The sequence below is a fragment of the Rhodococcus koreensis genome, assembly GCF_017068375.1.
Lineage (GTDB): Bacteria > Actinomycetota > Actinomycetes > Mycobacteriales > Mycobacteriaceae > Rhodococcus_F > Rhodococcus_F koreensis.
Genome location: NZ_CP070609.1, coordinates 5,170,557 through 5,191,419 on the forward strand (window position 1 = coordinate 5,170,557; position 20,863 = coordinate 5,191,419).

Genomic DNA, 20,863 nt, shown 5'->3' on the forward strand with positions numbered 1-20,863 from the left:
CAGGAGTATAAATACATCTTGTGTCTATGTTGTATTCCGCCGCGGAGCAGGCCTATCGCGAGGTCAAGGAACTCATCCTGTCGGGCGGCCTGCCCGGCGGTGAGCTGATCAGCGAGGGCGAGATCGCCGGACGGATGGGGCTCAGCCGCACCCCGGTGCGCGAGGCCTTCCTCCGGCTCGAGGCCGAGGGCTGGATGCGGCTGTACCCGAAGCGGGGCGCGCTCGTCGTGCCCGTCGCGGACGGCGAGGCGGAACACGTGGTCGACGCCCGCCAACTCGTCGAGACACACAGCGTCCGGGTGCTCGCCGATCAGCCGCACGCCCGCCAACTCCTCGTCGCCCGCCTGCGCGAGAACCTCGCGGAGCAGCGCGAGATCGCCGCACGAGGCGACGTCGCGGCCTTCAGCGCCGCCGACGCCGACTTCCACCGGATGATCGTCGAGGCGGGCGAGAACCCGCTGCTCGCGACGTTCTACTCCAGCATCCGCGAGCGCCAGCGCCGGATGACGGCACACTCCATCACCCGCGACCCGGGACAGCTGCCCAGGATCATCGCCGACCACGAACAGCTGACGGAACTCGTCGAGGCCGGTGACGCCGCCGGCTTCGACGCCGCGGTGCTCGTCCACATGCGCCAGGTCCACGCCCTCAACCCGAGAGGAGTTGCGCGATGACCGCCGTCCGCGAATACCCGACGGAGATGCCGCAGGCCCTCGCGTCGCCGCGCGCCTGGATGCTGGTGGCCGCGACCATGTTCGCCGTCGCCTGGGGTGGCAACGAGTTCACGCCGCTGCTCGGGATGTACCGCGCCGATCACGGATTCTCACCGGTCACGGTCGACCTGTTCCTGTTCGCCTACGTCGTCGGGATCGTGCCCGCCCTGCTCCTCGGCGGACCACTGTCCGACCGGCTGGGACGACGGCCGATCCTGCTCCCCGCGCCGTTCCTGACGGTCGCCGGCTCCGCACTCCTGGCCCTCGGCGCCGACTCCGCGGCGATGCTCATCGTCGGCCGCGTCCTGTGCGGCGTCGCGCTCGGCCTCGGCATGGCCGTCGGCGGCAGCTGGGTGAAGGAGTTGTCGACCCCGCCGTGGGATCCCGCGGCCGCGGACGGTGCGGGTGCGCGGCGGGCCGCGATGAGCCTGACGGGTGGGTTCGGCCTGGGTGCTGGTGTCGCCGGTATTCTCGCGCAGTGGGCGCCGCTGCCGAGCGTCCTGTCCTACGCCGTGCACAGTGCGATCGCCGTCGCCGCAGCCGTCGCGCTGTGGCGGGCCCCCGAGACCCGCGCGGCCCAGCCCGTCTCCGAACGAGTCTCCCTCGCCCGCGACCTCGCGATCCGGTCCGCCGCGCACAAGCGGTTCCTGTTCGTGATCGTGCCGCTCGCGCCGTGGGTGTTCGGCACGGCGGCCGCCGCCTACGCGGTGCTCCCGTCGCTGATGTCCCGGAACACCGGTGGGCTGCCGCTCGCGTTCTCCGCGCTCATGTGCATGGTCGGCCTCGGGGCGGGTTTCGCCATCCAGGCTCTCGGCCGCAAGATCGACACTCCCCGGAACGCGCGGGCCGTCGTGGTCTCGCTCGTTGTCGTCGTCGCCGGAATGGGTGTCGCGGTGGTCGCGGCGTCCGCGCTGACCGTCCCGCTCGCGCTCGCCGCGGCCGTCGTGCTCGGCTGCGGATACGGCATGGCGATGGTGTCGGGACTGCAGGAGATCCAGCGGATCGCGGGCCCGGACGACCTCGCCGGACTGACCGCGGTCTTCTACTCGCTGACGTATCTGGGGTTCGGGACACCCGTCGTGATGGCGTACCTGTCCGAGACGTTCCCGGCGGTGACGTACCCGAGAATGTTCGTGTTCGGGGCGGTCGCGGCCGTCGGCTGCCTCGCGCTCGCCCTCACGAAGTGGCGCGCGCACCTGCCGAATTCGGAAGCGGCGTCAGATCACATCGACGGCAGCGTCTTCTCCCCGAGCCACGAATCCCACAGCAGGCGCAGCGATTCGTCGGTGTAGTGGGCGGCCAGATCGGTGAACTGCTCGCTCGTGACGGTGGAGTGGCGATGGGCCAGGGTCCACTCGCGCAGCAACGCGAAGAACTTGTCGTCGCCGAGCCGGCGCCGCAGCGCGTGGAGCGTGAGCGCGCCGCGCTTGTAGACGCGGTCGTCGAACATCAGCTGCGGTCCCGGATCGGCGATCATCAGGTCCTGTGGTTTACGGGCCAGGCCCTGATGCGCCTGCAGGGCGAGTTGGTGCGCCGAATGTCCACCGGAATTCTCCGACCAGATCCACTCGGCGTAACAGGCGAAGCCTTCGTGCAACCAGATGTCCCGCCACTGGCCGAGCGTCAGGCTGTTGCCGAACCATTGGTGGGCCAGTTCGTGCGCCACCAGACGCTCGGCCCAGCGCCTGCCGGTGCAATGGTTGGCGCCGAAGATGGACAGTCCCTGCGCCTCGAGCGGGATCTCCAACTCGTCGTCCGTCACGACCACCGTGTAGTCGGCGAACGGGTAGGGGCCGAACAACCGGGAGAACACGTCCATCATCTGGGGCTGTCGGCCGAAGTCCACGTCGAACGACGCTCGTAGCCGCGGCGGGTGGACGGCGAACATGGGAACACCACCGGAACCGAACCTGCGGCGCTCGTACGGCCCGATTTGGATGGTGGCGAGGTAACTCGGCATCGGCTCGGTCTGCTCGTACACCCACGTCGTCTGACTGGCCCGGGTCTGTTTGCTCACCAGCGCGCCGTTGGCCACCGTGTAGTACGGCGAATCGGTCGTGATCGCGATGCGGTAGCTGGCTTTCGAGCTGGGATGGTCGTCGCACGGGAACCAGGACGCCGCCCCGTTGGGCTGACTGGCGACGAGGGCGCCCTCGGACAATTCCTCCCACCCGACCTCACCCCACATGCTGCGGATCGGTTTCGGCGAACCCCCGTACTGGATGGTGAGCACGAGAGCGCCGCCCGGGGGGATCTTCTGCGCGGGCGTGATGATCAGCTTGCCGTTGCGGTGCAGCCACTTCGTGTTGCGGGAACCGTTGGCCGCGACCTTCGTGACGTGCATGCCGGCCGCCAGGTCCAGGGCGAACCGGGAACGTACCGCGGTCGTGACCGCGGTGATCGTGGCCTTGCCCGTCAGCCGGTTGCTGTGGACCTTGTAGGTGAGGTCGAGTTCGTACCGGGACACCCGGTATCCACGGTTGCCGTTTTGGGGGAGGTACGGGTCGACCGGCTCGTCCATCCCCTTGTCGGACTTCACGTGGCCGCCCAGGGGGCGATCGGGTTCCCCTGCCACCGCGTGGACGGCGGCACGGAGTCGCCGCGCATGACGAGGGAGGCCGGTCCGACCGTGCCGCCTTCGCCGATCCGGGCGGCGGGCAGCGCGACACAGTGCGGCCCGAGGGTGGCTCCGGCTCCGAGGATGACGGTGTCCATGGACATGATCCGATCATGGAACAGGTGAGTCTGCACCACGCACCCCCGTTCCACGGTCGCCCCGTCGCCCAGCGTCACGAGATCGGCCTCGGGGAGCCAGTAGGTTTCACACCACACCCCCTTGCCGATGGTGGCGCCGAGGCCGCGCAACCAGACGTTCAGCACTGCGGTGCCGGTGGCGGCGCGCGCGAACCAGGGTGCGGCGACGGTCTCCACGAACGCGTCCGACACCTCGTTCCGCCACACGAACGAACTCCACAGCGGGTGTTCGATCTTGCCGATCCGACCCACCACCAGCCACTTCGCGATGACGGAGATCAGTCCGGCGGCCGCACCCGCGACGAGGAGCACGAGCCCGCTGGCCAGCGCCGCGAGCCAGAAACCGACGCGGCCGGCCATCACCTCCACCGCGAACAGCACGCCGAGCCCGATCCCGAACGTCACCATCACGGGAAGGAGACGGCACGTTTCGACGACGGCACGAGCGACCTTGAGCCGGAACGGCGGACGGAACGTGCGGGAGGCGTCGGTGTCGCCGGGCGCCCGGCGGAGGCGGACAGGCGGACTGCCCAGCCAGGAGGAACCGGATTTCGCCTTCGACGGCGTGGCCGACAGCACGGCGACGAGACCGTTCTTGGGGACCCGCCTACCCGGGCCGGTCATCCCGGAGTTGCCGAGGAACGCGCGCTTGCCGACCTTCGCGTGCTCGATGTGCATCCAGCCGCCGCCGAGTTCGTAACTCGCGATCATCGTGTCGTCGGCGAGGAACGCGCCGTCCGCCACGGTCGTGAACTTCGGCAGCATGAGGACGGTCGACGCTTCCACGTTCTTGCCGATCCGGGCGCCGAGCAACCGCAGCCAACCCGGTGTCAGCAGGCTCGCGTACAGCGGGAACAGGAACGTGCGGGCCGAATCCATGAGCCGTTCGGTGGCCCACACCTGCCAGCCGATGCGACTACGGACCGGGTGGTAGCCCTCGCGCAACCTGATCGACAGCAGCCGGACGGACACGACCGTGAGGACGGCGAACACGGCGAGGCTGACGAGCGTCGCGACGGGGAGGATCACCAGCGACTGGAGTGCGGCCGCCCCGACCGTTGCCGCGTCGCGGATCCACCACCCGACGACCACGATGCCTGCGACGAGGGCGAAGATCGGCAGTCCGGCGATGAGCATGGACGTCACGCCGAACGCGGGAACCCAGTAGGCCGCGCGGCGCGGGGTCCCTTCCGGCCACGGGTGGACCGCCTTGCCGACCTTGACCGCCGGTGAACCGGCCCAGTGCTGATTGGCCTTGACGCGTCCGAACACGGCGGAACCGGCCTCGACTTCGGCGTTACGTCCGATGGTGGCGCCGGGCAGCAGCGTCGATCGCGCGCCGACCGAGGCGCCGGGGCCGATCTTGATCCCGCCGATGTGCACGACGTCGCCGTCCACCCAGTGCCCGGACAGGTCGACCTCCGGTTCGACGGAGCAGCCGTCGCCGAGTTCGAGCATGCCGGTGACCGGCGGCAGCGTGTGCAGGTCGACGCCCTTGCCGACGTCGGCGCCGAGCGCCCGCGCGTAGTAGAGCATCCACGGGGCCCCGGACAGGTTCGCGGCGCCGCTGGCCTCGGTGAGGCGCAGTGCCACCCACAGTCGCAGGTGTTCGCTGCCGCCGCGGGGGTACGTTCCCGGCTCGAGCCCGCGCAGCAGGATCCGTGAACCGAGCACCGAGATGGCCATCCGGCCGACCGGGCTGATGAACGCGAAGAACGCGAGCAGAATCCACCACCACGACACCGTCGGCGCCCAGGACACGGTCGTGAACCAGGAGAAGACGTTGTTCGCGATCGCCAGCCACGTCACCCACTGCAGACCGGTGAGCGTGGTGAGCGGGACCGTGGCCGCGATCTGCGCGAGCTGGCTTCGCCGCGGAGTCGGGGTGACGATGCGGGGTTCGGCGGCGTCGATCGGCGCCAGCTCGTCGAGGTATTCGGCGAGGGAACCGAGCCGCGGATGATCGTAGAGTTGCGCGACAGTCACTTCGGGGAACCGTTCGCGCAGCGCCGTGACCAGCTGGGCGGCGGAGAGGGAACCACCGCCGAGTTCGAAGAAGTCGTCGTCGGTTCCGGTGATCTCGGCGCCCAGAATCGACGTCCACAACTCGGCGACCCACGCCGGTGTGCCCTCGAGGCCCAGCTTCTCCGCGGCGTCGTCGACGCCCGGCGGCGGCCAGGGAAGGGCGTTGCGATCGACCTTCCCCGACGTGCGGGTGGGGAGTTCGTCGACCAGCACCAGCCGCGGGACCAGCGCAGCCGGAAGCTGGCCGGTGAGCGCGGTGTGCGCGGCCTTGAGGTCGAAGTCGGGGTTGGTGCTGGCCAGGTAGCCGACGAGGATCTGGTGACCGGCGCCGGTCCGGCGCACGGCCGCGGCGGCGCCGCCGACGCCGGGGAGGTTCTGCAGCGCGTTGTCGACCTCGCCCAGCTCGATCCGCCTGCCGCCGAGTTTCACCTGGTCGTCGGCGCGGCCCTGGAACAGCAGTCCGCGGCGGTCGAGGCGGACCAGGTCGCCGCTCCGGTAGGCCCGATCCCAGCCGAGCGTCGGCATCGGGGCGTACTTCTCGGCGTCCTTCGCCGGGTCGAGGTACCGGGCCAGGCCGACACCGCCGATGACCAGTTCGCCGACCTCGCCCTCGGGTACGGGTTCGCCGGATCCGTCGACGACGGCGAGGTCCCAGCCGTCCAGCGGGAGGCCGATGCTGACCGGGCTCCGACCGTCCATCAGGGCGCCGCAGGCCACGACCGTCGCCTCGGTGGGCCCGTACGTGTTCCACACCTCGCGACCGTCGACGGCGAGGCGTTCGGCCAGTTCGGGCGGGCAGGCCTCGCCGCCGAAGATCAGCAGGCGCACGGCCTCGAGGGCCTCGGCGGGCCACAGCGACGCCAGGGTCGGCACCGTCGAGACGATGCTGACGTCGCGGGCGACGAGCCACGGGCCGAGGTCCATGCCGCTGCGCACCAGCGACCGGGGTGCGGGAACCAGGCAGGCGCCGTGACGCCACGCCAGCCACATCTCCTCGCAGGACGCGTCGAACGCCACCGACAGTCCGGCGAGCACCCGGTCGCCGGGCCGGATCGGGTCTTCCTGCAGAAACATCCGGGCCTCGGCGTCCACGAACGCGGCCGCGTTGCGATGGTTCACCGCGACACCCTTGGGGGTGCCGGTGGACCCGGAGGTGAAGATGATCCACGCGTCGTCGTCGACGGTCGGCGGGCGGGCGCTCGGCGCGTCGGCCCTGGCCGGTGCGGTGCCGGCCATGATCCCGGTACCGGTCACCACACACCGCACCTGCGCCTCGCCGAACACGAGTTCGGCGCGTTCTTCGGGGTCGTCCGCGTCGACCGGCACGTACGCGGCGCCGACGGCGAGCGTCGCCAGAATGGCGACGTACAGCGAGCACGACCCGGACGGCATGCGGATTCCGACACGATCGCCGGCCCCGACTCCCGATCCGGCGAGGACGTCGGCGGTCTGCCGGATCTCCTCGAGCAGTTCCTGGTACGTCAGCGACGTGGTGCCGTCGTCGATCGCGGGGGCTTCGGGGTTCGCCTCGGCCGTCGCGAACAGGATGTCGACGAGGGTGCGCGGCGCCGGTGCGAATTCACGGCGGAGGAATTCCCGGGGTATACGGAGCGACAGGTCCGAATCCGTCGGCGACTGGAGAGACAATCCAGGATTCCTTCTCTGAGCGGGTAGTGGTGCGTACGGCTCGTTATCTCACGATCAAGTGGCCAGATGGTGAACAGTTGGTGGTTGGCAGGCCTTCTTCGACCATTCTTCACCTGCTGTTGGAGGTTTCTCGCCGCGGATGTATAAGTTCGCTACTTTTCTTCGTCGTCTGGTCAGAGGGAGCACCCGAGTTCCTTCGAACCGAGGAAGGATGACCCCATGTACTACCTGGCATTGCTGGCGGACGAGAAGAACGCCACAGAATGGGCACCGGACAGTCCGGAGTTCGCGGTGGCCGTTGCGCGCCATCAGGCGTTCACGGAGAGAGCGGGCTCCGCGATCGTAGGAGGTGGTGCCTTGTATCCGAGCACGGAGGCGGCGACCATCCGGAACGAGGGCGGCCACGCGCTGATCACGGACGGTCCGTTCGCGGAGACCGCGGAGGTGATCGGTGGTTTCTACGTTCTCGAGGGACCGGACCTGGACGAGGTGCTGAATGTCGCGCGGCACATCCCCGAGGCGATCATCGAGTTGTGGCCGATGTTCGAGTGGATGCCCGTGACCGATCAGAAAGGCTGCTGGATGGCGCTGCTCCGCGAACCGGTGGCGGCGGCGGTGTCGCCGGGCACACCCCAGTGGGACGAGGGGATGGCCGAGCACGAGAAGTTCGGTCGCCTCGCCGGGTCCGCGGTGCATGGTGGCGGAGCCCTGTATCCGCCGGACTCCGCGACGACGATCCGCGTCCGCGACGGCGAACTTCTGCTCACCGACGGCCCCTTCGCCGAGACCACCGAGGTCGCGAACGGTCTGTACGTGCTCGCAGCCGACGACCGGGAGAGCGCGATCGCGTTGTCGGCGAAGATCCCGGTGTCGCCGAAAGGCTGCATCGAACTCCGGCAGATCGTCGACTTCGCCGAGTAATGGACGGCGACACGCTGAGCCGCGTCTTTCGGGAGGAGTCCGGTCGGGCGCTGGCCACCGTGGCTCGGATGGTCGGTGACCTGTCCCTCGCGGAAGACGCGGTGCAGGAGGCGTTCGCCGAGGCGATCCGCAGCTGGCCGGATTCGGGTGTGCCGAACAACCCGGGGGCCTGGATCACGACCGTCGCCCGCAACCGGGCACTGGACCGGTTACGCAGGGAGTCGCTGCGCGGCGACAAGGAGCACGATGCGGCGAGGCTCGTTCCGCCTCCGGACGAGGAAGAGGTGTGGCCCGTGCGTGACGACCAGTTGCGGCTCATGTTCACGTGCTGCCATCCCGCGCTGTCCTTGGAGTCGCAGGTGGCGTTGACGCTCCGGCTGGTGGCCGGGCTGAGGCCTGCGGAGATCGCCCGGTTGTTCCTCGCTCCGGAACCGACCGTGTCCCAACGGCTCAGCCGCGCCAAGGCCAAGATCCGGACGGCCGGGATCCCGTTCCGGGTTCCGCCCGACCATCTGCTTCCGGAGCGCACCCCGCAGGTGCTCGCCTGCATCTACCTGGTGTTCACCGAGGGGTATTCGGCCACGTCCGGTGACGCCGCGATCCGGGACGAACTCTGCGACGAGGCGCTGCGGCTCGGCCGGTTGCTGTGCGAGCTGATGCCGGACGAGGGTGAGGCGTGGGCGTTGATGGCGCTCATGCTGTTCCACGACAGCAGGCGGACCCAGCGCATCGACGACGCCGGTGACCTCGTCCCGCTCGAGTGCCAGGATCGCAGGCGGTGGGACCGGGCGAAGATCGAGGAAGGCGTCGTGTGCCTGCGGGCCGCCCGGCGCCGGGGAGGCGGTCCGTACAGCGCGCAGGCCGCGATTGCCGCCGCCCACGCGACGGCGCCGAACTGGGAAGCCACCGACTGGGACGCCGTCGTCTCCGGATACGACGATCTCGCCGCGTACGGTGACTCACCCGCAGTCCGTCTCAATCACGCTGTCGCCGTGAGTTTCCGTGACGGTCCCGACGCCGGCCTCGCCGAGGTGGACGCGCTCGCCGGGGAACCGAGGCTGGCCCGGACGCACACCCTGCACGCCACCCGCGCCGACCTGCTGCGCCGAGCAGGCAGGCCGGCGGAGGCGAGCGTGGAATACCGCGCCGCGATCGCACTGGCGGCGAACGAACCGACCCGGCGTTTCCTGACCCGACGGCTCACGGAAGTGGACGGCGAAACCGGTGCCCGTCAGATCCGCCCGCGCGGCTGATGCTGGGTGATGCAGTGGATGCCGCCGCCCCGCGCGAAGATCTGCCGGGCATCGACGGTGACGACGCGACGACCCGGGTAGACGCTCGACAGGATGTCGCGGGCGAGGGCGTCGTGGGGGTCGTCGAAGCCGCACGCGATGACGCCGCCGTTGACGACGAGGTGATTGATGTAGCTGTAGTCGACCCACCCCTCCTCGTCACGCAGGACCGTCGGCGCGGGCACCTCGACGATCCGCCACGGCGCACCGGACCGGTCACGGCTGTCGGACAGCACCTTCAAGATCTCGGCGGTCACCTCGTGGTCGGGGTGGGACGGGTCGCGCTGGCAGTGCACCAGGACCACCCCGGGTGCGGGAAGCGCCGCGACGATGTCGACGTGCCCCTTGGTGCCGAACTTCTCGGAATCCCGCGTCAGGCCGCGCGGCAGCCAGACGACGTGCTCGGCGCCGATCGTGCGCGCGAGTTCCGCCTCGACCCCGGCCGCGTCCAGGCCGGGGTTGCGCAGTGGGTCCAGTTGCACCGTTTCGGTGACGAACACGGTTCCGTGGCCGTCCACCTGAATTCCGCCGCCTTCGTTGACCATCGACGATGGGACCGGCCGGGCGCCCGACCACGCCGTGACGGCCGCGCCGATGGAGCGGTCGTGGTCCCAGGTGGCCCACTCCTGCTGTCCCCAGCCGTTGAACACCCAGTCGACGGCACCGAGGCGGTCCTCCTCGTCGAGGACGAACGTGGGACCGATGTCGCGCATCCAGGCGTCGTCGAGGGGCGCCTCGACCACGTCGATGTCCGGGGACAGGTACTGCCGGGCGACGTTCCTGTCTGCCGGATCGACGACCATGGTGACCGGTTCGAATTCGGCGACCGCGTGGGCGGCGGCCGCCCACGCGGTCCGCGCCTCGTGGGCGTCGTCCGCCGTCGCGGTCATCGACGCCCCGAGAGGCGGGAACGCCATCCAGACCCGCTCCTGAGGTTCCGTCTCGCTGGGCATCCGCCAGGTCATGACCGGGTCTCCGCGGCGGCGACCGTCGACGGAAGACCGTAGGGGTGCTCGTGGTCGACGGCGTCCGTCAGCCGGGTGTACGTGTCCGGCCTACGGGTGGTCAGGAACGGGAAGAGGTCGAGCCAGTCCTTGCGCTGGTCGAGGTCGAGGTCGGCCACGAGGACCGCTTCCTCGTCGCGGGGAGCGGACACCAGCACTCGGCCGTACGGGTCGGAGATGAACGAGGAACCGTAGAAGTCGATGCCGCCCTCGTTGCCGCAACGGTTCGGGACAACCATGAATGTGCCACTGGTGATGCCGTTTCCGACGATCACGTGCTGCCAGATCGGCTGCGTGTCGAACGCCGGGAAGCTCGGCTCGGACCCGATCGCGGTGGGGTAGACCAGGATCTCCGCGCCGGCGAGCGAGTACATCCGCGCCACCTCGGGGAACCATTCGTCCCAGCACGTCGGCAGTCCGAGGGCGGCGCCGCCCAGTTCGGCAGGCCGGTAGACGGGGTAGGCGTCGTCGGCGGGGCCGCCGCGGAAGTAGGTGTCCTCGTAGTATCCGGCGCTGACGGGGATGTGCAGCTTGCGTGTCCGGGACAGCAGTTCACCGGACGGGGACACGAGGATGGCGGTGTTGAAACCGAGACCGTCGGGGCCGTCGGCTCGTTCGTAGAGGGAGGCATGCACGCATACCTGGTGGCGGGCAGCGGCGGCGGCCGCGAAACTGTATGTCGGTCCGGTCGTGAGGTCCTCGGCGTCGCGCCCGGGTGTCCCGGTCGCGCGGGTGTCGGCGGGGTACTTCGACAGCGTGAGTTCCGGCAGGAACACCACTGCCGCGCCGAGGGCGGCCGCCTCACCGATCGCGTCGGTCAACCCGGTGCGCAATGCGTCCGCGTCGGCGAGCCAGCGGTGCTGCACCAACCCGACCCGCAGCGGAGTGCGGGCGGACGCCGTGGAACGTGCGGGGGAGGAGGGTGCGGGCAGCGCGGTGATCGTGCGGATGGTCATCGTTTTTCCTTCGTTCTGGTGGTGACGGGGTTGTCGGTGGTGCGGTTGGGGGGCTCGGACATCACGACGTCGATCGCGCCGAGCAGGTGGGAGCGGGCGTCCTCGGTGGAGATCTCCTTGCAGAGCCACCGCCCGGACAGTCCTTCGACGAGGGCGGTCATCGTGACCGCGGTGCGCCGGGGGTCGAGGGAGGGGGAGATCTCGCCGGTGGCCTGCGCCTGCGTGATCGCGTCGGCGATCTCGGCAACCCACGCGGCGGTGGTCCGCGCGAGGGGCTCCCGCAGCGCCTCCTCGTACACGGCGGAGGCGCGTAACTCGTTCCAGGCCAGCGAGTTCTCCACGACCTCGGGGCGGTCCTGGATCTCGCCGAGGAGCGAGCGGGTGAGCCGGTCGCGTGCGGAGTCCGCGGACCCCTCGCCCTCGCTGCGGTAGTCGCGGGCACGGTCGTTGATGTAGTTCAGGGCGGCCTCGAGCAGGCCGATGCGATCCTTGAAGTGGTAGTACAGCAGTCCCGGCGAGACGCCCGCGACCTCCGCGACATCGTTGACGCGCAGCCCGCGGATACCTCGCTGGGCAATCGCCGTCGCGCTGGCCTTCAGAATCGCGTCGCGTCGCTCGCTCATCGGAATCTCCTTCGGTTCGTGTCGTGCTAGGACGACGGCGCCTCGACCGGGGCCACGTGTTCGGGCCACAGTCGCAGCGCGACGAGGTAGCCGGCCACGGCGATGACCGACGATCCGATCAGACTGACATCGACACCGTGCGCGATGTCGGCAAGAGGCCCGGAGTACAGCGACGTGTCGACCGCGAGCAGGCCGAACAGCGATCCTGCGGCCCAGGGGATGACGGCGCGAAGGTTCCAGCCGCCGGTGAACCAGTACCGCCCGCCCTTCCGGCCCAGGTTGAACACCTGGAGATCGACGGCGTCGTACTGCCCTCGCCGCGCAACCAGGAAGCCGGCGACGTTGATCGCGACCCACGGCGCGGCGAAACCGTTGAGCACCAACGTCATCGCCGTGATCGAATCGACGGCGTCGACGACGAAGACACCGATGTAGAGCAGGGCCACCGCGAGCGCCGACGTGATCAGCGTCGTGTGGACGCGGCGCAAACGGGGGATCAGCGCCTCCAGGTCGAGCCCGCTGGCGTAGACGTTGAGGACGCCCTGGCCGAGTCCGCCCGCGAGGGCGACGAGGACGATCGGCAGCACGTACCAGCCGGGAGCCTCCGCCACCAGGTCGGCGACGTAGGAGTCGCTCAGCGTGGTGAACGTCGACGCGGTGAACGAACCGAATGCCGCGGTCAGGAACAGTCCGAAGAAGATGCCGGCCATGGTGGCCGCGACGATCGAACGGTCGCTGAACCGCACCCGGGAGATCCGCCTGCTGTAGTCGCCGAGCGTCGGGGCGTAGGACAGCGGACCGCCGACGGCGAGGACCACGGCCAGAATCCAGGTCGGCCAGAAACCGCCGAGCAGGTAGTCGCCGCTGCCCGCGCCGCCGTCGAAGTGGCCACCGAACGCGAAGACCCCCAGCAAGAGTAGTGCGGCGACGACGGGCAGCACGAACTTCTGGAGCGCGACCACCGTGCCGTGGCCGAACAGTGCGACGGCCACGATCTCGGCGGCGATGATGCCGTAGCCGAGGGCGAGCATGCCGTTGTCGACCGGTGTGCCGAACAGGCGGTGGGCGGCGGCGATCAGTGCGTCCCCCGACGTCCAGACCGCGATCGCTGCGTACGCGAGGGCGAAGAGGAGGGTGAGCCCCGAGCCGATCATCCGTCCGCTCACGCCGAAGTGCGCACCACTCGACACGGTGTTGTTCGTGCCGGTGCGCGGGCCCAGGAGTGACAGGGGAGCGATGAGGAGCGTTCCGAGCCCGATGCCGATCGCGCTGGCCGCCAGCGCGCTGCCGAAGCTGAGCCCGAATGTGATGGGGAGCCAGCCGAACACGATCACGGAGAACGCCAGATTGCCGCCGAAGAACACCGCGAGCATGTTGAGCGGTCGCGAATCGCGTTCCGATTCGGGGATGTACTCCACGCCGATCGTCTCGACGTGTCCGAACCGATCCTCCGGCGGGGAGGGAGCGGTGTCGTCGAGGGGCGTCGTCGGGTCGAGATTCGTGGACACTGCGGACCTCACATTCGGGGCGGAGGTGACCGGTATCACGTCCTGTTGGGCACCGAACATATTCCAAACTGAAAATTCAGTCAAGACCGGGGGGTGACGTGCACCACGGCGGTTGGCGCGGAGTTTGCGCTGCTCCGACGATCGGTCAAGACATACGTGTGACCGTTCGTCTCATGTATTTACCAGTCATCGGAGTGCCTGTGTCTGCCGCCGCCACTATCGGTCGTCTCGTGAGCCGGCACCGGCTCACCGCTGCGGGGACGGCGCTCGATCGGCGCGACATCGAGGGCGCACGGTGAGGTCGCCGATGGTCCGGTGGCAGCTGATCGGCTTCGTTCTCGTCGCCCCCCGGGGGACACGGCCACGCCGATGCCCTCGGGGAGTTACTCGCCAGCACAAAGGGATTGACCGAATCCGCGCCGATCGACGCGCTCCACACCGTCGTGACGGAACTCGGCGCGGCATTCGACGGAAAGGGTGAAGACCTTCAGCCGCTCGCGGACCGGCTGCGCAGCAGCGACCCCGATGTCCGGCGGCTGATCGACAACGGAAATCCCACGAGCAAGCAACTGGGGCAACTGGTCTCGGATGCGGGCCCCGGCATCACGACGAACCTCGCCAACCTGTCCGCCACGGCGAAGGTGATCTCCGTGCACCTGGGCCGGGTGGCCGAGACGAACAACCCGCCGTCGTGCACCGTCGGGTACGAGGGCACCCGGGCGATCCTCCGGGAGATGAAGCGCCAGGATCCGAACTTCGACGACACGCAGCAGGACTTCCCGCAGAACACCGCCGCCATCTGTGCGGCCCCGCAGGGCAGTCTCACCGGCGTCCGCAGCGCGAACCGGATCGTGTTCGGCGACCCCGCCACCGTTCAGCCGTGGGACTCCACGCCCAAGAATGACCCGAACAAGCTGGACCTCAACCCGATTGCGAATCAGCTCGCCCCGCTGCTCGGAGTCACCCCCAACTGACGCGAGCGCCGAGCCCGGATCCCGGACCCTCCCGGTGTCGGGTTGACAACTGCGCGCCGATCCTGCAATCTTCGAAACAGGTCACGAGTACCAGCGTCAAGCCCCGGCTAGCTGGTCGGCAACCCTCCACCGCGGCGGGGTGCTCCGGGTGACGACCAGGCTGAGGTTCATACCGAACCCGGCAAGCGCGGACTCCGAGAGGGCACCGACCCTGCGACGAGTCCCTGACTACGAGGGATGTCGTGATGACTGCTGTATTGACCGCTGACGTGTGTGTTGCCCCCCTGGCTCAGGTTTCGGGTTCCGACCTGCGGGTTCCGCTCGTTCAGGGCGGCGACTGCACCTACGTGAACTTCGACTACGCGGCCAGTGCGCCGGCGTTGGCGCAGGTGACGGACCGTATCGGGGCCCTGCTTCCGACGTACTCCAGCGTGCACCGCGGCGCCGGTTACGCCTCGCGGGTGTCGACCGAGTGCTACGAGAACGCCCGCGACTCGGTGGCCCGATTCGTCGGAGCGTGCGACGACCAGGTGGTGGTGTTCACCCGCAACACCACCGACTCGCTGAACCTGCTCGCCGGCTGCGTTCCCGGCAGCACCGTCGTCCTCGACATCGAACACCACGCGAACCTGCTGCCGTGGAAGGACTCTCGCGTCGTGCGGGCGGCGGACACGCTGGCCGAAACCGTCCGGCTGCTCGTCGCCGAACTGTGCTCCAAGCCCACCGCCCTGCTCGCGGTGACGGGGGCGTCCAACGTCACCGGTGAGGTGCTGCCGATCGCCGCCCTCGCCGAGGTGGCGCATCGTTGCGGCGCACGGATTCTCGTCGACGCCGCTCAGCTCGCACCGCACCGCCGCATCGACGTCGAGGAGTGGGGTGTCGACTACCTCGCCTTCTCCGGGCACAAGCTGTACGCCCCGTTCGGCGCCGGCGTGCTCGTGGGCCGCCGGGACTGGCTCGACGCCGCCGAGCCCTACCTCGCGGGCGGCGGCGCGGTCCGGAACGTGACCGTCGAATCCACCCAGTGGGCGCCTGCCCCCGCCCGGCATGAGGCGGGAACCCCCAACGTGCTCGGCGCCGCTGCCCTCGCCGCCGCGTGCGATGCGCTGTCCGAACTCGACTTCGGCACGGTGGCCGAACACGAGGCGGCACTCACCGGCCGGCTGCTCGACGGCCTCGGCTCCGTCGACGGCCTGGAGTTCCTGCGGCTGTGGTCGGACGCCCCCGACACCGTGGGAATCGTGACGTTCACGATCGACGGTTTCGAGCCGGGGGAGATCGCCGCCTACCTGTCCGCCGAACACGGAATCGGAGTTCGCGACGGACGCTTCTGCGCACACCCGCTGCTCGGCCGCCTCGGCAAGCCCGACGGTGCCGTGCGGGTGAGCCTGGGTCTCGGAAGCTGCTCGGAGGACGTGGATCGGCTGGTCGACGCCGTGTGCACCCTGGTGGCGGGACGCCGGAACTGGGCCTACGCCAAGGAGAGCGGCCAGTGGAATCCGGTGCCCGAGACCCGCTTTTCGCGAGACGCGCTAGTATGACGGCATGGCATCGCAGGCTGGGAGCACAATGATTGCTCACTGGTGCCGTCGGTATGTCGATCTGTGCCGAACCGCCTCGGGTATGTGTTCGAGCTGACCGGTCTTCCCGCTCCGTTTCACTCACACGCACACGTCATTCCCGAGGAACCCTTATGTCTCGAGACAATGCCTTCGTTTCCCGTCCCCTTCGCGTCGCCGTCGAGCTGACCGGATCGGGACACCACCCGGCCGCCGAGGGCGCCGCAGGCACGCGGCCGATCAACGGTGCCGACTACTGGGTGGACCTGACCGCCGACTCGACGGATCAGCTCGACCTCACGTCGTTCCCGCCGAACGTCGTCCGGATCCGGGCCGCCGATCTGCGTGAGGCGCAGCAGGAGCGCGCGCGGATCCGTGCCGAGATCGTCGCCGACGGCCGCGACCCCGACAGCGTCACCGTCCTGGTGGACCTCGAGGTGCTCATCGCCGGAGAAGCCCGCGCCGCGCGCAAGGAACTGGCTCTCCTCGACAGTGCGCTGGACACACCGCGCACACCGGTGTCGTTGCAGTACATCGGAACTCCGGTCGGCCTCGCCGGCCTCATCGCCGACATCCAGGCGGCCGGCGTCGCCGACGGCGTGACCCTGCTCCCGCTGTCGCTGCCCAGGGTTCTCGAGCAGCTCGTCGACGGCACCCTCCCGTGGCTGGAGCAGCGGGGTCTCGTCACGTCCGCCGAAGCGGTGGACGAGGCGCTGCGCCGCTTCGACCTGCCCCGCGTCGAACGGGTGCTGGCGTCCTGACCAGGTCAGTTGCCGTTGTTCGCTGAACCCAGCGGAGTGGGCCGGTAGTACCGGCCCTCGTGATACAGCAGGGGAGCCGACGCGGAATCGTCGTCGGCCTCGGCGTGGACGCGGGTGACGAGGCCGATGACGAGCGTGTGGTCGCCGACCGGGATCAACTGGTCCACGACGACCCGCATCCAGCTGGGAGTTCCGTGGAGAACCGGTTCGCCGGTGTCGAGCCGCGCCCACAGCGACTCGTCGGAGAACCGCTGGTCCGCGCTCCGCGAGAAGCGCTGAGCCAGGTGCTGCTGGTGCTCCCCGAGCAGGTGGATCACCAGCGAGCCCGCCGAGTGGAGCGCATCGATGCTCGACGACGTGTTCGCGATGTTGAACGACACCAGCGGCGGGGCCAGCGAGACGGACGAAAACGAGGATGCGGTGAAGCCGACCGGGCCCGATCCCGAGTCGAGGGTCACGATGGTGACGCCCGCCGGGTGACGGCGCAGGGCTGCGCGGTAATCCTCCGCACAGATTCCGGGGGCGAGTTCGGGGTCGTGGGGGAGGTCCGAACCATCGACGGTATCGGCGTTCTCGGCTCTGTCGGACAAATCATTCTCCGGGTCGGCCCGTGTGGGCACTGTGTCATTCTCGAGCGCGGTCATTCTCGCGCGCGTCTTTCTCGTTCACGAGATCTGACGTCAACTATAAGGGCGGGAACCGCCCGGGATTCAGTCGACGTCGATCGCCAGGCCCGCGGTGATCCGGACCAACTCCGAGAACGACGTGCGGAAGACGGTGTCCGGGTGACCGGCGGCCGCCCACAGTTCCGCGTACTCCGACAGGGCGTTGTCGACGTAGGTCGGAAGGTTCGTGGGATGGCCGAGCGGGGCGATACCGCCGATCGGCTGCCCGGTCGCGATCCGCACCATGTCGAGGGGTGCCTGGGTCAGATTCCCCTGCAGTCGTTTGCCCGTGTTCGCCAGATCCACCTCGTGCGCCCCCGACACGAGGAGCAGGATCGGGTCGTCGTCGAGGAGGAACACCAGCGACTTGGTGATGGCGCCGACATCGACCCCCAGAGACTCCGCCGCCTCGGCCGCGGTGTGGGTGGAGTCGGGCTGGGTCACGATCACCCCATGGTGCCCTCGCGCGATCAGAGTCTCGGCGACATGCGCGGCGTGGGGGTGCAAGGGCGTCGGCATGAACCAAGAGTAGGTCCATTCCCCTGGAACGACATCAAGAAGCGTCTTCCGACACGACATCGGAACGGGGCGTAGTCGATTCCAGCTTCCGGAGCCGCCGGACGGTGAACCCGAACAGCAGTCCCAGCCCGACCGCGGAGTACAGCGCGAGGGCGAGCGCGGGCTGTCCCAGCCCCACGTCGTCGAAATACACGATGCTGCGGATTCCCTCGGTACCCGCGCCGGGGGTGATCCACCGTCCAATGGCCGCGTAGAACGTGGGGATGACGTTCGAACCGAACGCCCCGCCGGCGCTGGGATTGCCCAGGATGACGAAGACGGCGATCGCGAGCGGCACCGCGAGGATGCCGACCGAGGCGCGCAGGCCGAGCGTGAACACGGCCGTGCCGAAGACGACACCGGTCCCGAGGAGCCACAGCGGGAACCAGTGGCCCGCGAACGTGCCGAGCACGTGCGTCGTGATCAGGGCGCCGAGGGCGCCGGAGAGCAGGGCGTAGCCGAACAGGACGGCCGTGTGCGCCGACGCCTGGCGCAGCGTCCGAGGGGCGCCGATGAACAGGCCGATCGCCGCCGCGAGCAGGTAGCCGCCGACCACCCACCCGATCGCCAGATAGAAACCGGACAGCCCGCGGTTGTCGTGTGCACCGACGGGAATCTCGTCGCGAACGGTGAACTCGCGACCCTGACTGTTCTCCACCTGGGTGAAGACAGATTCGAGTGCGCTCGAGATGGAACTGCCGCCCGCGCTCGCCGTGATCAGGGTGTCGGGGCCGGCGGGATTGATGACGAACGCGCCCTGGATCTCGCGGTCGTGGAGGAGGCGACGGGCGTCCGCGGTGTCCGAGACGACCCGTGCGCGGAGCGGCCTGCCGTCGATCGCGTCGAGCCGGTCGGCGACCTGCTGGTCCGTCCCGGCGGGCAGTCCCGCCGCGGCGACGACACCGATCTCGATGTCGCGGGGCGTCGGCTGATGGAACGCGGCCACGTAACTGAGGATGAAGCCGAGCTGGAGGAGGAGAACACCGAAGACCAGCGCGGCCATCACCTTGGGCGCGCCGTATTTCGACACCGGGCTGTCGTGGTGCGCGGGAGCCGGGGTGGTGGTTTCGCTGGCGGTGATGGTCATCGGACGTCCTCGATCCTTGTCGATACCGTGGGTATTGAATACCATAGGTATCGTGACTGAAGAACGTCAACCGGACAGTCGTCACACCGAATGGACGCCGACGACGCGTCCCGGTCGCGACGTCGTACGCCGGCGCCTCCTCGACGCGGCGGCGGAGGAATTCGCGGAACGTGGCTTCAGTGCGGCCCGGCTCGCCGAGGTCGCGCGCCGGGCCGGATTCACCAAGGGCGCGGTCTACTCGAACTTCGAGTCGAAACAGGACCTGTTCGCCGAACTCTTCGCGGCGCGCTCACTCGAACTCGCGGGACGGGTGCTCGCCGAGATCGCCGGTATGAACCCGACGGACGCCGCGGGGAAGGGTGGCGAGGCCGTCGCGTCGTGGATGGTGCGTGAGCCGGGCTGGTCGCTGCTGGTACTCGAATTCGGTGTGCTCGCCGCCCGCGACCCGCAGATCGCGCAGGCTTACCTGCGGGAACGGCGGCAACTGCGGGGACGGCTCGTCGAATTGATCGGCGAGCGCGCGCGGGAGTGGGGAGTCGACGACACGTTCGACGTCCGCACCACGGCCATCTCGCTGATGGCCCTCATCTCCGGCCTCGTGCTCGAACACTCGGTCGACCCGGAGGAAGTGGACCAGCAGACGATGGGCGCCGCGGTCACCGCGTTGTTCGCAGGTGCCGTCGCCCGGGCCGGGCTCGTTTGAACAGCCCGGGCCGGGCTGATGTCAGGCGGTCTGCGCGACGACCCCGTCGAGGAAGCCGTCGATGTGTGCCCACGTGGAGTCCTTGGCCTTCGGGCCCGCGACGAGTCCCAGGTGACTGCCCGGCGCGGACTCGAACCGCACCGACGGTGACCCGGTGAGCACGTCCGTCGCCGCCCGGACCGACGGGATCGGGGCGATGACGTCCTCGGTGCCGCCGATCGCGAGGACCGGCACCGTCAGATCGGCGAGCGCGATCGCGCCGTTCCTGGTCTCGAAGCTCCCTGTGGCGAGCGCGTTCCCGAGGATCAGCTGAGTGCAGACCTGGCGGAAGAAGCGTGCGGGGTACCCGGGCATGTCGGCCATGAACCGGTCGATGGACTCCATGCGGGCCAGGGTCTCGGTGTCGTGCAGGTTCCGCGCGATGAACCACGGCTTGGTGAGTTCGCGCTGGAGTGCGGTGAAACGGTAGCTGGCCTGGACCAGTGGCGCGGGCAGTCCGCCCATCGCTCCCGTGGCGGTGGTGAGGGGACGGTCGCCGGTGAACCGGCCGACCGCCCGCAACGGCGCGATCATGGTCACCGACTCGTAGTCGATCGGCGTGCCGATCGCCGTCACCGAACCGATCGGCAGATCGCCCCGGCCGGCGGCCGTGAGCAGCGACATCGTGCCGCCGAGGCTCCAGCCGATCAGGTCGACGGGTGCGCCGTCGTGGAGCCGGGACACGCGGTCGACGGCGGCCGGGATGAAGTTGTCCACCCAGTCCTCGAACCCCAGGCCGCGGTCGGCGTAGCCCATCGTTCCGTAGTCGACGAGATACGTGGCCTTTCCCGACCCGGCCAGGTGCGCGGCCAGGCTCTGGCCGGGCCGGAGGTCGAAGCACTGTGCGGGCGCGGCGAGCGGCGGCACGAGGAGGATGGGCCGGTCGTCGTCGGTGTCGGAACCGTCGAACCGGTACAGGTCCTGATGGGGTGCCTCGTGGATGCGGGTCGACGGGGTGCGCTGGACGGGCGCGATGCCGCCGCCGAAGGACAGCCGCCAGGCGTTGCGGGTCAGCGTGTTCAGCGTCGGGTTCCAGGCGATGTCGAGCACGGATTTCCTCTCGTGGCGGCGCAG

At 69.3% G+C, this 20,863-nt stretch carries 17 protein-coding genes, 1 pseudogene and 1 riboswitch; of the genes and pseudogenes, 8 read left to right on the forward strand and 10 right to left on the reverse strand.

Annotated features, from left to right (window positions below; all coding sequences use genetic code 11):
• Positions 1-26: 26 nt before the first annotated feature.
• On the forward strand, positions 27-674 hold the full coding sequence (locus JWS14_RS23690; RefSeq protein ID WP_095862977.1) for a GntR family transcriptional regulator: 648 nt from the start codon (positions 27-29) through the stop codon (positions 672-674).
• Positions 671-2,005, forward strand: coding sequence for an MFS transporter (locus JWS14_RS23695; protein ID WP_206014516.1), 1,335 nt, complete (start codon positions 671-673; stop codon positions 2,003-2,005). The genes JWS14_RS23690 and JWS14_RS23695 overlap by 4 nt, the downstream gene beginning before the upstream one ends.
• On the opposite strand, the gene JWS14_RS23700 is transcribed toward JWS14_RS23695, so the two are convergent.
• On the reverse strand, positions 1,936-3,234 hold the full coding sequence (locus JWS14_RS23700) for a M1 family metallopeptidase (RefSeq protein WP_072947393.1): 1,299 nt from the start codon (positions 3,232-3,234) through the stop codon (positions 1,936-1,938). The two genes, JWS14_RS23695 and JWS14_RS23700, sit on opposite strands and share 70 nt — an antisense overlap.
• A gap of 14 nt (positions 3,235-3,248) precedes the next feature.
• Entirely contained in the window at positions 3,249-7,139 is a 3,891-nt protein-coding gene (locus JWS14_RS23705) for a Pls/PosA family non-ribosomal peptide synthetase (RefSeq protein ID WP_095862979.1), read from the reverse strand.
• A 219-nt stretch (positions 7,140-7,358) separates the two neighbouring features.
• Between JWS14_RS23705 and JWS14_RS23710 the strand changes: the two genes are divergently transcribed.
• Positions 7,359-8,060 (forward strand): YciI family protein, encoded by a 702-nt coding sequence (locus tag JWS14_RS23710; RefSeq protein ID WP_206014517.1) that lies wholly within the window; start codon positions 7,359-7,361, stop codon positions 8,058-8,060.
• Complete coding sequence (locus tag JWS14_RS23715) at positions 8,060-9,313, forward strand: RNA polymerase sigma factor (RefSeq protein ID WP_206014518.1); 1,254 nt, start codon at positions 8,060-8,062, stop codon at positions 9,311-9,313. Before JWS14_RS23710 ends, JWS14_RS23715 begins: the two co-directional genes overlap by 1 nt.
• Here JWS14_RS23715 and JWS14_RS23720 read toward each other — a convergent pair.
• From JWS14_RS23720 to JWS14_RS23735, 4 genes are read right to left on the reverse strand one after another with little or no spacing between them, the layout of a single operon-like run.
• On the reverse strand, positions 9,292-10,317 hold the full coding sequence (locus JWS14_RS23720; protein ID WP_072947335.1) for an agmatine deiminase family protein: 1,026 nt from the start codon (positions 10,315-10,317) through the stop codon (positions 9,292-9,294). The two genes, JWS14_RS23715 and JWS14_RS23720, sit on opposite strands and share 22 nt — an antisense overlap.
• Positions 10,314-11,312, reverse strand: coding sequence for a nitrilase-related carbon-nitrogen hydrolase (locus JWS14_RS23725; RefSeq protein WP_206014519.1), 999 nt, complete (start codon positions 11,310-11,312; stop codon positions 10,314-10,316). The genes JWS14_RS23720 and JWS14_RS23725 overlap by 4 nt, the downstream gene beginning before the upstream one ends.
• A complete protein-coding gene (locus tag JWS14_RS23730; RefSeq protein WP_072947337.1) occupies positions 11,309-11,935 on the reverse strand; it encodes a TetR/AcrR family transcriptional regulator in 627 nt (208 codons plus the stop codon). The genes JWS14_RS23725 and JWS14_RS23730 overlap by 4 nt, the downstream gene beginning before the upstream one ends.
• Before the next feature lie 26 nt (positions 11,936-11,961).
• The gene (locus tag JWS14_RS23735) at positions 11,962-13,443 is read right to left on the reverse strand and encodes a purine-cytosine permease family protein (RefSeq protein WP_087559826.1); all 1,482 of its coding nucleotides are present in this window, start codon (positions 13,441-13,443) and stop codon (positions 11,962-11,964) included.
• Between the two features lie 309 nt (positions 13,444-13,752).
• Between JWS14_RS23735 and JWS14_RS23740 the strand changes: the two are divergent.
• From JWS14_RS23740 to JWS14_RS23750, 3 genes and pseudogenes are all read left to right on the forward strand, one after another.
• A pseudogene (locus JWS14_RS23740) lies at positions 13,753-14,417 on the forward strand (mammalian cell entry protein); the annotation flags it as partial.
• Between the two features lie 79 nt (positions 14,418-14,496).
• A riboswitch (SAM riboswitch) is annotated at positions 14,497-14,611 on the forward strand.
• Positions 14,612-14,662: 51 nt separating this feature from the next.
• The gene (locus JWS14_RS23745) at positions 14,663-15,958 is read left to right on the forward strand and encodes an aminotransferase class V-fold PLP-dependent enzyme (protein ID WP_095862983.1); all 1,296 of its coding nucleotides are present in this window, start codon (positions 14,663-14,665) and stop codon (positions 15,956-15,958) included.
• A gap of 152 nt (positions 15,959-16,110) precedes the next feature.
• Positions 16,111-16,737 (forward strand): LLM class oxidoreductase, encoded by a 627-nt coding sequence (locus tag JWS14_RS23750; protein WP_072947341.1) that lies wholly within the window; start codon positions 16,111-16,113, stop codon positions 16,735-16,737.
• A 5-nt stretch (positions 16,738-16,742) separates the two neighbouring features.
• On the opposite strand, the gene JWS14_RS23755 is transcribed toward JWS14_RS23750, so the two are convergent.
• From JWS14_RS23755 to JWS14_RS23765, 3 genes are all read right to left on the reverse strand, one after another.
• Positions 16,743-17,381 (reverse strand): flavin reductase family protein, encoded by a 639-nt coding sequence (locus tag JWS14_RS23755; RefSeq protein WP_206014520.1) that lies wholly within the window; start codon positions 17,379-17,381, stop codon positions 16,743-16,745.
• Positions 17,382-17,447: 66 nt separating this feature from the next.
• A complete protein-coding gene (locus JWS14_RS23760; protein ID WP_072947342.1) occupies positions 17,448-17,921 on the reverse strand; it encodes a YbaK/EbsC family protein in 474 nt (157 codons plus the stop codon).
• A 34-nt stretch (positions 17,922-17,955) separates the two neighbouring features.
• Entirely contained in the window at positions 17,956-19,047 is a 1,092-nt protein-coding gene (locus JWS14_RS23765) for an ABC transporter permease (protein ID WP_206014521.1), read from the reverse strand.
• Here JWS14_RS23765 and JWS14_RS23770 point away from each other — a divergent pair.
• A complete protein-coding gene (locus JWS14_RS23770) occupies positions 19,040-19,750 on the forward strand; it encodes a TetR/AcrR family transcriptional regulator (protein WP_206016170.1) in 711 nt (236 codons plus the stop codon). The genes JWS14_RS23765 and JWS14_RS23770 overlap by 8 nt on opposite strands.
• Before the next feature lie 21 nt (positions 19,751-19,771).
• Here the strand turns inward: JWS14_RS23770 and JWS14_RS23775 are convergent, their stop codons facing one another.
• Positions 19,772-20,839: an alpha/beta fold hydrolase gene (locus JWS14_RS23775; protein ID WP_206014522.1), complete on the reverse strand. Its 1,068-nt coding sequence runs from the start codon at positions 20,837-20,839 to the stop codon at positions 19,772-19,774.
• Between the last annotated feature and the right edge of the window lie 24 nt (positions 20,840-20,863).

Excerpts from the sequence above, each read along its gene's own strand:
- JWS14_RS23690 (WP_095862977.1), top strand. The coding sequence starts at position 27 with ATGTTGTATTCCGCCGCGGAGCAGGCCTATCGCGAGGTCAAGGAACTC.
- JWS14_RS23695 (WP_206014516.1), top strand. The coding sequence starts at position 671 with ATGACCGCCGTCCGCGAATACCCGACGGAGATGCCGCAGGCCCTCGCG.
- JWS14_RS23700 (WP_072947393.1), bottom strand. The coding sequence starts at position 3,234 with ATGGACGAGCCGGTCGACCCGTACCTCCCCCAAAACGGCAACCGTGGA.
- JWS14_RS23710 (WP_206014517.1), top strand. The coding sequence starts at position 7,359 with ATGTACTACCTGGCATTGCTGGCGGACGAGAAGAACGCCACAGAATGG.
- JWS14_RS23715 (WP_206014518.1), top strand. The coding sequence starts at position 8,060 with ATGGACGGCGACACGCTGAGCCGCGTCTTTCGGGAGGAGTCCGGTCGG.
- JWS14_RS23720 (WP_072947335.1), bottom strand. The coding sequence starts at position 10,317 with ATGACCTGGCGGATGCCCAGCGAGACGGAACCTCAGGAGCGGGTCTGG.
- JWS14_RS23725 (WP_206014519.1), bottom strand. The coding sequence starts at position 11,312 with ATGACCATCCGCACGATCACCGCGCTGCCCGCACCCTCCTCCCCCGCA.
- JWS14_RS23730 (WP_072947337.1), bottom strand. The coding sequence starts at position 11,935 with ATGAGCGAGCGACGCGACGCGATTCTGAAGGCCAGCGCGACGGCGATT.
- JWS14_RS23745 (WP_095862983.1), top strand. The coding sequence starts at position 14,663 with ATGACTGCTGTATTGACCGCTGACGTGTGTGTTGCCCCCCTGGCTCAG.
- JWS14_RS23750 (WP_072947341.1), top strand. The coding sequence starts at position 16,111 with ATGTCTCGAGACAATGCCTTCGTTTCCCGTCCCCTTCGCGTCGCCGTC.
- JWS14_RS23755 (WP_206014520.1), bottom strand. The coding sequence starts at position 17,381 with ATGACCGCGCTCGAGAATGACACAGTGCCCACACGGGCCGACCCGGAG.
- JWS14_RS23760 (WP_072947342.1), bottom strand. The coding sequence starts at position 17,921 with ATGCCGACGCCCTTGCACCCCCACGCCGCGCATGTCGCCGAGACTCTG.
- JWS14_RS23770 (WP_206016170.1), top strand. The coding sequence starts at position 19,040 with ATGGTCATCGGACGTCCTCGATCCTTGTCGATACCGTGGGTATTGAAT.
- JWS14_RS23765 (WP_206014521.1), bottom strand. The coding sequence starts at position 19,047 with ATGACCATCACCGCCAGCGAAACCACCACCCCGGCTCCCGCGCACCAC.